The sequence below is a fragment of the Adlercreutzia muris genome, from assembly GCF_041223505.1.
In the GTDB taxonomy this organism is placed as follows: Bacteria; Actinomycetota; Coriobacteriia; order Coriobacteriales; family Eggerthellaceae; genus Adlercreutzia; species Adlercreutzia muris.
The window spans coordinates 203,423-215,735 of the sequence record NZ_JBCLQK010000004.1 but is presented as its reverse complement, the minus strand read 5'-3'; the positions used below and the strand labels follow the sequence as shown (position 1 = coordinate 215,735).

Genomic DNA, 12,313 nt, shown 5'->3' with positions numbered 1-12,313 from the left:
ATTTAGGCCTCCTCTCCGCCACCGATGAGGTCGGTGTTCAGGTCGGACTCAAGACCGCTCATCAGATCGCCCAGCTCGGCGGCCAGGGTGTCGATGGCGTTGGCCTCTTCGTCTTCGGTCTTCTTCGCATCAGCGGCCAGGGCGGCGTACAGAGCCTGGTCGCCGTCCATGGCGTCGATCTCATCCTCGCTGATGGGCTGCATGTCGTGGCCCTCAAGCTCGATGTTCAGGCACAGCGACTTCATTTCCTTCACGAGCACCTTGAAGGACTCGGGCACCTCGGGCGCCGGGATGTTCTCGCCCTTCACGATGGACTCGTAGCTCTTCACACGGCCCGACGTGTCGTCGGACTTCACGGTCAGAATCTCCTGCAGCACGTTGGAGGCACCGTAGGCGTACAGGGCCCACACCTCCATCTCGCCGAAGCGCTGGCCGCCGAACTGGGCCTTGCCGCCCAGGGGCTGCTGGGTGATGAGGCTGTAGGGGCCGGTGGAGCGGGCATGGATCTTGTCGTCCACCATGTGGCCGAGCTTCAGGATGTAGGTCTGGCCGACGGTGATGGGCTCGCGGAACTTCTCGCCGGTGCGGCCGTCGTAGAGCCAGGTCTTGCCGGTGCGGGACAGCTGGGGCACCAGCTCGTCGCGGGCCATGTCGCCGTACTTGGCGTGGTTCATGTTGATGAGGTTGCGGTTCGCCTTCTCGATGGCATCCGAGATCTCCTCCTCGGTGGCGCCGTCGAACACCGGCGTGGCCACGTGGATGGGGCCCTCGACGACCTCATCGGTCTCGTCGGCGTCGGACCAGCCCCACTTGGCGGCCCAGCCGAGGTGGTTCTCCAAAAGCTGGCCCACGTTCATACGGGAGGGAACGCCGAGCGGGTTCAGGATGACGTCGATGGGGGTGCCGTCGGCGAGATAGGGCATGTCCTCCACGGGCAGCACGCGGGAGATAACGCCCTTGTTGCCGTGACGGCCCGACAGCTTGTCGCCCTGCTGCACCTTGCGCTTCTGGGCCACGTAGATGCGCACGAGCTCGTTCACGCCGGGGGCCAAGTCGTCGCCGGCCTCGCGGGACGTGCGGTAGATGCCGATGACGCGGCCGCCGGAGCCGTGAGGCACTTTCAGCGAGGTGTCGCGCACCTCGCGGGCCTTCTCGCCGAAGATGGCGCGCAGCAGGCGCTCCTCGGCGGTGAGCTCGGTCTCGCCCTTCGGGGTGACCTTGCCCACGAGCACATCGCCCGGGAACACCTCGGCGCCCACGCGGATGATGCCGTCGGCGTCCAGGTCGGAGATCATGTCCTCGGAGATGTTCGGGATCTCGCGGGTGATCTCCTCGGGGCCCAGCTTCGTGTCGCGCGCGTCGATCTCGTACTCGGAGATGTGGATGGAGGTGAGCAGGTCCTCGGACACCACGCGCTCGGACACGATGATGGCGTCCTCGTAGTTGTAGCCTTCCCAGGGCATGTAGGCGATCATGAGGTTCTGGCCGAGGGCCAGCTCGCCGCCGTCGCAGGAGGGGCCGTCAGCCAGCACGTCGCCGGCGCACACCTCGTCGCCCTTGCGGACGATGGGACGGTGGTTGATGCAGCCGGACTGGTTGGAGCGCTGGAACTTGGGGATGAGGTACTCGTCGTACTCGCCCTCGTCGTTCAGGATGATGATGGTCTGGCCGTCCACGTAATCCACCACGCCGGGGCGTTGGGCCACGAGGATCTCGCCGGAGTCCACGGCGATGCGGTGCTCGATGCCGGTACCTACGAGCGGGGCCGTGGGACGCAGCAGCGGCACGGCCTGGCGCTGCATGTTCGAGCCCATGAGGGCGCGGTTGGCGTCGTCGTGCTCGAGGAAGGGAATGAGCGAGGTAGCCACCGACGTCATCTGGCGCGGAGAGACGTCCATGTAGTTCACCTGCTCGGGCGGCACGTCCATGGCCTCGCCGAACACGCCGTTGGTGTCGGTGGTACGGGCGAGCACGCGGGCGGACTTGTGGAACACGCCGTCCTCGTCGGTGTAGCCGAACTCGCGGGTTTCCAGGTCGAACAAGTCGTTGGCCTGGGCGATGGTGAAGTTCTCTTCCTCATCGGCGGTCAGGTAGTCGATCTCGTCGGTCACCTTGCCGTCGATCACGCGGCGGTAGGGCGTCTCGATGAAGCCGTAGGGGTTGATGCGGCCGTAGGCGGCCAGGGAGCCGATCAGGCCGATGTTCGGGCCTTCAGGAGTCTCGATGGGGCACATGCGGCCGTAGTGGGAGGTGTGCACGTCGCGCACCTCGAAGCCGGCGCGCTCGCGGGACAGACCGCCCGGGCCCAGAGCCGACAGACGGCGCTTGTGGGTGATACCGGCGGCGGGGTTCGTCTGGTCCATGAACTGGGACAGCTGGGAGGAACCGAAGAACTCCTTGATGGCGGCCACAATGGGGCGGATGTTCACGAGGGACTGCGGCGTGATCTCGTCGGGCTCCTGCATGGACATGCGCTCGCGCACCACGCGCTCCATACGGGACAGGCCGATGCGGAACTGGTTCTGGATCAGCTCGCCCACGGAGCGGATGCGACGGTTGCCGAAGTGGTCGATGTCGTCGGTGGCGAAGCCCTCGTCGCCGTTGTGCAGGCCGATGATGTAGCGCATCGTGCGGATGATGTCCTCATCGGTCAGCACGGAGGAGTCGTTCTCCTCGGGGGCAAATCCGAGCTTCTTGTCCATCTTGTAGCGGCCGACCTTGGCCAGGTCATAGCGCTGCGGGTTGAAGAACAGGCCCTCCAAGAGCGTGCGGGCGCTGTCGATGGTGGGCGGCTCGCCGGGACGGAAGCGCTTGTACAGCTCGATGAGCGACTCTTCCTTGGTGGTAGCGGGGTCGCGATCCAGAGTGCGCAGCACCATCTCGGAGCTTCCGAGCAGCTCGATGATCTCCTCGCGGGTCTCGGCCAGGCCGAGGGCGCGCACGAGCAGAGTGGCCGGCTGCTTGCGCTTACGGTCGATGCGCACACTCAGCAGATCGCGCTTGTCAGTCTCGAACTCGAGCCACGCACCACGGGAAGGAATGACCTTCGCGTTGTAGATGGTCTTGTCGGAGGTCTTGTCGCGCTCGGCGGCGAAGTACACGCCCGGGCTGCGCACGAGCTGAGACACCACAACGCGCTCGGTGCCGTTGATGATGAAGGTGCCACGAGGGGTCATGAGCGGGAAGTCGCCCATGAACACTTCCTGCTCTTTGATCTCGCCGGTCTCGCGGTTGATGAAGCGAATCTCCACGAAGAGCGGAGCCTGGTAGGAGACGTCCTTCTCCTTGCATTCATCCACCGTGTACTTAGGCTCGCCGAACTCATGCTTGCCGAACTCGACACACATGTCGCCCGTATTGTTCTCAATGGGGCACACGTCGGCGAAGGCCTGAGCCAAGCCCTCATTCTTGAACCACTCGAAACTTTCCGTCTGGATAGCGATCAGGTTCGGGACGTCCATAACGTCCGGAATCTTCGCAAAGCTTCGGCGATCCCTGTAAAGGCTGGTGGGAGCGGATTTTTTTCCTTGAGCCACGAGGCTGTTCCTCCTTCACGTCCATCGCAAATCTGCAAAAAGTTGCAATCCGCTAAACTACTACTGCGCGAAGTCCGAGTCAAGAAAAATTTTTAGCAGCCATGGAAATTTTCTGGAAAATGGGCCTGGAGCAGGGCTTTGTTCAAACAAAAAGCGGACCGAGAAATCCCCTCCCGATCCGCTTGATATTCGACAGCCAACGTTGCCGCTCGCGCAAATGAGCTACGAGCATAGGCTTATCGCTTCTTCAAAGACAAGCACTCGATGTAGAGTTGTTTGTTGTATCCGCTCCACGATGCATCGATTTTCCCACTAACTACCACGTTTTGGCCCTCTTCAACGCTTTCATCGATATCATTGTCCCAGGAACGATCTCCTATTCGAACGACTGATCCGTCAACGCTTTCTTCCTCTGAAATACCCAGATCGTCTATGCCGTCATAATCTCCGCTTACCACGTCAATGATGTGGCTAGTGCCGCCATCATAGGTAATGTGGCTTAACACATACGCTTCAAATTCCACGTATCGTCCATCGTACTCCTCCGCAAAGGACATATAATCCGCATCCTTATCTGATAGGATATCGGCGAAATCTGAGCAGTTATCAGTAGTCAATACAGGGCATTCATTGTAATAAATTGTTATTGTTGCGTCTCGGGAAAAGCTCTCTCCGGCTTTCCATTGTCCAGAGCCGAATAGGCCACCATTGATAGATAATTCTTGGATCAACATCCCATAGTTTTCATCATCTGGCCCACAGGGAACGGTGCTGATAGATCTGTAAACCCCAGTCCTTCAAAATAGTCACATAGGGCCTTGACCGTCCATTCGGAACCAACGTAGCTTGAAGCGTCTTCGGGCATCATAATTTCGCCTGAAGACTCCTCATCTGCCTCTGAACCTCCTGCTCCGATATTCTCCGCGCTCTCCTTCTCCTCCATTGCTCCCCTCAAGCTTTCTGACCCAGACTCGCAACCAGGCAAGCAGAATAGCCCGCAGGACAATAAGAGTGCCGGGGCGATTTCGATGCAACGTCGTTTCACGATGACCAGCCTTTCGCTCTCGAGTTCGCTCCTATTCGCATCCATAAATACCTTTGCATCATTCTAGCGAATAACTGCAGCTGCGTCTTTATCCCAAGCCGAAAGCACGACCCATCCTCTCGCCACAACATAACACCTCTTGGAGAGGCCCTTTGGGACGAAGCTCCGCCTCTATAGCTCTAGCAAAATAATACTCATTAGCACTGCACGAGCGAAACATTGGAAATGGCCCAACGGAACCGCTGCACAAGGTCGGAGGTGGCGAGATGTCGGCACCCGCGAACATTGCCGTAAGAAAGACGAGTGACCCCTCTATGAAGATGTGCAGACCGTCTGCAGAGCGTCGAAATCCGCCCGATTGCACAGCCCTGTTAGTTCCAAGCGGCGCGAGAGGTCTCTCGGTCCTCCAACGTGAAAGCATAGGAGCCGCTACCGCGCATCATGGGCCGCAGATCCTTCGTGTGGATGATCACCTCGGCGCAGGGCGCGCATCTCGATGACCGTCTCGTCGGCGGCAAGACCGGCGTCGGTGCCCCGCAATGCGGCCGCGGCAGATGAAGATGCCGCCTTCTGCAAACCATTCACTGCAAAGCGCCACCACGCCCATGACATCGCCTAAGTTTGACTACGCGGTCACCGCTCTGGCTCAATAGCAGCAGAAGGCTTGCCAGCACGCCGATCAGATGCTATAAAGTAACTGGCTTTCGCAAAGAGGGCTACCAAGTGCCGGGGACGTTTTCCCCGGCTTTTTGCTATCTCAAGGAGGCCCCATGCCCCTCGAACTCAGCCTTTTCTGCGACGAATCGGGCAGCGACGCACTGGACAGCCGCTACTACCTGCTGACACTCGTCATTCACGATCAAAGCGATTCGATCGTAAATTCCATCACCCGCTATGAGCGCGCTCTAGTCGACAAAGGTCTTCCCGATCTTGCGTTTCACGCCTCGCCGCTCCTCTACGGCAAAGACGAGTACAAGAGTCTCACACCGGAAACCCGCAAGAAGATGCTGTCCTCGTTTCGTGTGTTTTTCAGGCATCTACCAATCAAATACTGGGTATTTTCGGTAAAAACCCGGGAGCACCGATCGCCTGAAGACATCGAACGCGCCATGCGCCGCGCACTCATTGACCTGCTGTTTGACAACCTCGCGTACTTTCAGCAGTTCGACACTATCAAGATTTACTACGACAACGGGCAGCGATCCATCGCCGACGCGCTCCATAAGGCCATTGACTACGCCTTGTCAAAGAACGCCATCGCTTATAAGTCCACAAACCCGACCGATTATCGCCTTGCTCAAGTGGCTGACTATATCTGTACCATAGAATTTACCGCGCTCAAATACGCTGTCAATGAAGCGACGCCCACTGACGAAAAATTCTTCGGGAGTTGGTCGATGTTCAAAAAGGGAATTCTGAAAGAAGTCCGTCACAAAAGAATGTAGGAGACGTGTTTCAGAGCAGGGGTCGGAGCGCGACAAGGCACCCGACCCCTGTTGCGAACAAGTTAGTTCCCCGCGGCCCGTGCCGCCTCGTAGGCTTCCACGAGTTTCCGGGTCACGTCGGCCGGTGCGGCCTCGTAGCCTTCCAGCACCAGGCTGTAGGAGCCCGATCCGCGGGTCATGGACCGCAGGTCCTTGGTGTAGTTGATCACCTCGGCGTAGGGAGCGCGCATCTTGATGATGGTCTCGCCAGCCACGAAACCGGCGTCGGTGCCGACGATGCGGCCGCGACGGGTGGAGATGTCGCCCATGATGGTGCCGGCGTACTCCTCCCCCACGGTCACTTCCATGGTGGCCCAGGGCTCCAGGATGATGGGGCCGGCCTGCTCGCAGCAGGCGCGGAAGCCGATGCGCGCGGCGGTCTTGAAGGCCATCTCGTTGGAGTCGACGGAATGGTACGACCCGTCGAACACGGTGCACTTAATATCCACCATGGGGTATCCCGCGAGGAAGCCCTCCTCCATGGCCTCGCGCACGCCCTTGTCCACGGCGGGGATGAGGCCGTTCGGGATGGCGCCGCCCTTGATCTCGTCCACGAACTCGTAACCCTCGCCGGGAATGGGAGCCAGGCGCAGCCAGCAGTCGCCGAACTGGCCGGCGCCGCCGGTCTGCTTCTTATGGCGACCCTGGGCCTCGGCGCCCTTAGTGATGGTCTCGCGATAGGGAATGCGCACGGGCACGAGACGCGCCTCAACCCCGGACTGGTCGCGCAGGCGGGCAAGCAGCATGTCCACCTGGGCCTCGCCCATGGCGTGAATGATGGTCTGGTGCGTGTCCTCATCGCGGGTGATGCGGATGGTGGGATCGGCCTCGGCGGCACGGGCGAGGAAGGTGCCGAGCTTGTCCTCCTCCTTCTTCGACACCGCCTCGATGGCCACCGGGTACAGCGGCTCGGGCAGGGGCAGCGGCTCGATGGCGATGGTGCCCTCGCAGGACAGGGTATCGCCCGCGCGCACGTCATTCAGCTTCGGCACCACCACGATGTCGCCGGCCTTCGCGCTCTTCACGTCCATGGCCTCTTTGCCCATCATCACTTGGATCTTGCCCAGGCGCTCCTTCTTGCCCGTGCGCCCGCAGACCAGCTCCAGACCGGGCTCCAGGTAGCCGGAGATGACCTTCAGGAAGGTGAGGCGCCCCACAAACGGGTCGGAGACGGTCTTGAAGGCGAAGGCGCAGGGAGGCTTCGTCTCGTCGATGCGCACGGTGACGTCGTCGGCCATCTGGAAGCGGCCGTGGCTGCGCGGATGCGGGAAGTAGGTGCAGATGTCCTCCATGAGCCCCTGCACACCCTGCATGATGATGGTGCTTCCCACGAACACGGGAATGACAAGCTCCTGGGCGATGGCTTTGTCGAGCAGGCTCTCCAGCTCCTCTTGGGTGAGCTGCTCGGTGCCATCGAGGTACTTCATCATGAGCTCATCGTCGGCCTCGGCCACCAGATCGCACAGCTTGTCGCGGGCGATGCGGGCCTCTTCCTGGTACTTCGCCGGCAGGCTGTCCACGTCTTCCACGCGCTCGGCGGTGCCGCCCGGCTCGAAGTAGCGAGCCTTCATGCGGATGATGTCGATGACGCCCGCAAAATCGGGGCCCTGGCCGATGGGAATGGTCACGGCGCCCAAACGTCCGCCAAAGCGCGCGTGCAGCAGCGCCATGGCGGTATCGAAGTCGGCCCCTTCGCGGTCAATGTGGTTGATGTACACGGCGCGGGACAGACGCATGTCCTCGGCCTCGCGCCACAGCTTCCCGGTCATGACCTGGGGACCGTCCACGGCATCCACCACGAACAGGGCCATTTCAGCGGCCTGCATGGTAGCCAGGGTGTCGCCGATGAAGTCGGGGTGGCCCGAGGTGTCCAGCACGTTGATCTTGTAGTCCTTGTAGGGGATGGGCGCAATGGAGGTGGAAATGGTGAACTTGCGCTTGATCTCCTCGGGATCGTAGTCGAGGTAGGACTTGCCGTCATGGGTGGTGCCCATGCGCGGGGTCTTGCCGGAAACGAAGAGCATGGCCTCGGCCAGTGAGGTCTTGCCGGCGCCATCTTGTCCCACAAGGACGATGTTTCTGACGTGTTCGGGAGCCGGAGCTGCCATGAGCGACCACCTGCCTTCCAGATAGAGGGCGCCCGCGCCGGGTGCGCGGGCATTCCCAAGCGGCGCGGGCTCAGGCCCCACCGCAGGCGAGTACCTTTCTGTCGCACGCCCCAGACTGAACGGAAGCCCCCGACGAGCAGAAACAGGGGCCTCGTCCCGATGCTTCCGTCGCCCTTCTACGGCATCCGCCAACTCCTCCGCTTACTGACAGCGTGACAGCGAGCGGCTCTCTTCAACCGGCGAGCGGCAATTTGGCGTTGGATTCATCTTAGCAAAACCCTTGGCTCCCATAGCCCGCACCTGCCCGATATTTTCCCCAACTTTTCGGCGCCCCCGAGAGAGCGAGGCCGCCGCGACAAGGAGCGGTACCCCGGAAAATCGCGGGGCCAGAGAGCAGAGGAGGGCGGGACGAAGACGATAGGCGCAGGGCAAGCCGCAACGCTACAGGAGCGCGATGCAACGAGACGCGAGCGAGGCCGCACAGGGTCTTGGGAGAGGACGGAGGCGAGGTTTGCGCGAGACTGCGGGCGACGCGGCAACGGTACGCGGCGCGACCCCCGTGCGACATTCCCACGACAAAAGTACGGCTGCGAGCCTCTACGCTAGGGCATCCCCCGTACGGCTGCGAGCCTCTGCGCCAGAGCACCCCCCCCGTACGGCTGCGAGCCTCTACGCCGGAGCATCCCCCCCCCGAAAGGATCCCCATGCCCAAACTCCTCCTCTTCGGCCCCACCGCCTTGGAATTCTATGAGCACTGCACCGCCCTTCCCTCGGAAGCGGTGACGTTCGCCGCGGCCAGTCGCCACTCACTCGTCCCCTATACAGCCACCGTCGGTGCCCTTCAAGAACAGTTCCCCTTTCTGACGGAGCCGCTCCATTTCACGGTGGCCGAAGAGCGCGATCGGCGTCAACGCTGCGCCCACTGCCATGTTGCACCCCCATCCCTTCGGGAGGGACTTGTGGTGCCCATAACCGGCGATGTCTTTGCGCCCCCACCCGAGATCGCGCTCATCCAAGGGAGTCGAGGGTTCGATCTGCCCCGCATCGCCCTCAAGGGATCGGCGCTCTGCGGCGCATTCGCCATAACCCGCGACGGGCACCTCACAGGAAGGGAGCCTCTCACCTCCCCCGGCGCCGTGGAACGCCTCAGCCGAACTCACAGAGATTTGGCAGGCTGCATCGCCGTGCGCAGTGCCGTTCCCTGGATGCTGCCGCGCGGCGCCTCCCCGCGCGAGCTCGCCAGCGCTCTCGCTCTCGCGCTGCCCACCCATCACGGCGGGTACGGACTCCTGCGGCCTCTGCTCAATCAGCGCATCGATGTTACCCGGCGCGGACAGCCTGCAGCGGCAAAGCGCTATTATGTCGCCGACCTCTGCTGGCCAGCCCAACGCCTCATCGTGGAATATGACAGCGACGCGTTCCACCTGACATCGAGCCAGCACTACTACGATGCCGTCAAACGCACGACCCTCGAGGAGATGGGCTATCGCGTCATCACACTCACCAGCCGGCAGTTGCGCAGTCTCGACGAGATGGACAAAGTGGCCACCATCATAGCCAAAGCCCTCGGGCGCCCCCTTCGCATCCGAACGCGCAATCACCGAGCTCGTCAGATCACGCTCTGGAAAACACTGGGGCTTCTCCGATAGGTGCCACCCGAGCACCTTGCCAGCACCATCGCAGGTATTGCCACTCGGTCGGCACCATCCCCCTCCCGCGAACAGAGGGTGCGAAGGCGGCGGATTGCCCGAGAGCGGGCAGGGGAGCAGTAGATTGCCCGAGAGCGGGCAGAGGACAGCGGATTGCCCGAGCGAGCAGAGGGCAGCGAGCGAGAATAACACGAAGAACAAGGAGAGCCTGGAAGAAAGCAGGTACTCACGGGGAACGACTTGTGGAAGGGAGCCGCGAAAGTGGATCTCAGGCGCCCCCGAGCGAAAAGACCAGAGCTCGACTCTCTTGAAGGGCAGCGGGGGCTCTGAAGGTGGGAAGAGCCGCAGCAGACGGGAAAGAAAAGCGGGGAAGACAGGGCGCGGGACGAGCCATGTACCCATACAACGGCTTTGCGGCGGGCCATGTATCCAAACAGCGGTTTTGTGGCTCACTTTGGCTCAAACTTGTCACAGAAAGGGTGTTTGGTGCTCTTTGTGATACCCGAAAAGGGTCATCCGACCCTCAGGTTGCGCAAATGACCTGTTCAGAGGAAGGTGAAGAGAGCAGGTAAGCGTTTGAGAAGCACCAAACAGCCCCTTTGCGACAGTTTTTCCTCTGGCAATGTCGGAAAAGGGGTATTTGGTGCTTCGCGGTTCACTTTTTGAACAGAGGGAGACTCGCGCCCAAGCAGAGCAAAAACACCTCAGAGGCACGGCCCGAACGACGATGCGGACTTAGGGAATGCGATCTGGGAAGAGACGCAACACAAATGCCCGTTCGGAACGAACGGGCACAAGCTCAGGGCACCATCACCGCCGACCCTCTCCTAGCGTCACCGCCCCCCGAAATCGCCCCTCCCTGCGCGCGCCGCGCGACCAATCGGCTTTCCCGCACGGCAAGCCAGGGGGGGTGGGCGCCCGCGCGAAGGGCGCGCATCAAGCCTGCCTCACCGGGAACGTAGCGGCGGCAGACCCAGGGGCGCTGCACAACCGACCGCCCCTGCGGCCCGGCCGCACCCATCGTAGCCCCCCTTGCGCCAAAAGACAAAGAAAGCCGCCCTGTTGGACGGCTCCTACTGTAATGGGGTGGACGCCCGCGCGAAGGGCGCGCATCGAGCCGACGGCGCGCCCGCCCGAACCGACGCGCGTCCCTACAACTCCCCGATGATGCGGGCGGTGCGGGCGGCGCACTCGGCCTTGGCCCGCTCCAGGTCGATAGTGGGCCATTGCCCCTCAGAACCCGCCGAATGGCCGTCGGCCCGGTAGATGACCTGGCCGTCGCACAAAGTGAGCACCACGTCGGAGCCGTCGCCAGCGTACACGAGGTTGTACACGGGATCGGGCGCCGGGCACCACTGGGGGCCGGTCGTGTCCAGCACGCACAGATCTGCGCGCATGCCCTCGGCCACGACACCGCAATCGTCGCGCCCCTGGGATCGGGCGCCGACCCGCGTAGCTGCAGCAAGGGCCTGCTGGGGGGTCACGGCCGTGGGATCCAGGGTCGCCCCCTTGTAGATGAGCGCCTGGAGGTACATATCGTGGAACAGGTTGTGGTTGTTGTTCGACGCCATGCCGTCAGAGCCCAGGCACACGTTCATACCCCGGCGCAGCATCTCGGGAATGGGGGCGAAGCCGCTGCCGAGCTTCAGATTGGACGCCGGGTTGTTGGCCACGAACACGCCACGAGCCTGGAGGATATCCAGGTCGGCCTCATCGACCCACACGCAATGGGCCGCTGTCACCGGCACGTCGAAGATGCCGATGCGATCGAAGTACTCCACCGGCGAGAGGCCACCGTGACGCTCGCGGCACTCGCGCACCTCCTTCTCGGTTTCCGAGAGATGAATGTGCAGCCGCAGGTCGGTGCCGCGCACGATGTCCAGGATGTCGCGGCACACTGTTTCCGTGGACAAGTACTCGGAATGGATGTTGTAGTCGATGCGAATGCGCCCGTCACCGGCCCCGTGCCAATCGGCTACCAGAGCCTCCATCTGAGCGCAAATGGGATACTCCGCGTAGGGCTTTTCCTCGAAAGCCACGAGGCCCTCGCACATATTAGCCTTCATACCCGCCTCCAGTACCGCGCGAGCGCGCTCCTCGCTGGCGTAGTACATGTCCGAGAAGCTCACCACGCCATAGCGGGCCATCTCAGCGCAGGCGAGGACCGTGCCCCAGTAGCAGTCCTCAGCGGTCATCTTGGCTTCGAAGGGGAAGCACTTCTCCTCGAGCCAGCGCTGAAGCGGCAGGTTCTCGGCGAAACCGCGCAAAAGCGTCATGGGGGAATGGGCGTGGGCGTTGTAGAGCGCTGGCATGAGCAGCTTGCCGCGGCCATGGTAGACCTCCCCAAACGTGGCAGCGACGGCCGGCTCGGGGGCCCCTTCGCTCACAAAGGCGATGCGACCGTCGCGAACTCCCACCCAACGATGGGGCTGCACGGCAAGGTTCTCATCGAGGATGTCAATGTCGGCGAAGAGCATAGCGGGCCTTTCTC

The 12,313-nt window shown here is 62.1% G+C and carries 7 protein-coding genes; 2 read left to right on the top strand and 5 right to left on the bottom strand.

Annotated elements, in window-relative coordinates; all coding sequences use genetic code 11:
• Positions 1-2 precede the first annotated feature (2 nt).
• The 3 genes from rpoB to AAK988_RS05670 all read right to left on the bottom strand — a co-directional run bounded on the left by rpoB (position 3) and on the right by AAK988_RS05670 (position 4,479).
• Entirely contained in the window at positions 3-3,536 is a 3,534-nt protein-coding gene (rpoB, locus tag AAK988_RS05680; RefSeq protein ID WP_151429629.1) for a DNA-directed RNA polymerase subunit beta, read from the bottom strand.
• 236 nt (positions 3,537-3,772) lie between these two features.
• Positions 3,773-4,270, bottom strand: a complete 498-nt coding sequence (locus tag AAK988_RS05675; protein ID WP_160324247.1) for a DUF4839 domain-containing protein — start codon at positions 4,268-4,270, stop codon at positions 3,773-3,775.
• A complete protein-coding gene (locus tag AAK988_RS05670) occupies positions 4,264-4,479 on the bottom strand; it encodes a hypothetical protein (RefSeq protein WP_160324246.1) in 216 nt (71 codons plus the stop codon). The genes AAK988_RS05675 and AAK988_RS05670 overlap by 7 nt, the downstream gene beginning before the upstream one ends.
• An 872-nt stretch (positions 4,480-5,351) precedes the next feature.
• Between AAK988_RS05670 and AAK988_RS05665 the strand changes: the two genes are divergently transcribed.
• The gene (locus AAK988_RS05665) at positions 5,352-6,026 is read left to right on the top strand and encodes a DUF3800 domain-containing protein (protein ID WP_016310371.1); all 675 of its coding nucleotides are present in this window, start codon (positions 5,352-5,354) and stop codon (positions 6,024-6,026) included.
• 62 nt (positions 6,027-6,088) lie between these two features.
• Here the strand turns inward: AAK988_RS05665 and AAK988_RS05660 are convergent, their stop codons facing one another.
• On the bottom strand, positions 6,089-8,173 hold the full coding sequence (locus AAK988_RS05660) for an elongation factor G (protein ID WP_160324245.1): 2,085 nt from the start codon (positions 8,171-8,173) through the stop codon (positions 6,089-6,091).
• Positions 8,174-8,877: 704 nt separating this feature from the next.
• Here AAK988_RS05660 and AAK988_RS05655 point away from each other — a divergent pair.
• On the top strand, positions 8,878-9,822 hold the full coding sequence (locus AAK988_RS05655) for a DUF559 domain-containing protein (protein WP_369880485.1): 945 nt from the start codon (positions 8,878-8,880) through the stop codon (positions 9,820-9,822).
• Positions 9,823-10,973: 1,151 nt separating this feature from the next.
• On the opposite strand, the gene AAK988_RS05650 is transcribed toward AAK988_RS05655, so the two are convergent.
• Positions 10,974-12,299 (bottom strand): amidohydrolase, encoded by a 1,326-nt coding sequence (locus tag AAK988_RS05650; RefSeq protein WP_160324243.1) that lies wholly within the window; start codon positions 12,297-12,299, stop codon positions 10,974-10,976.
• Positions 12,300-12,313 lie beyond the last annotated feature (14 nt).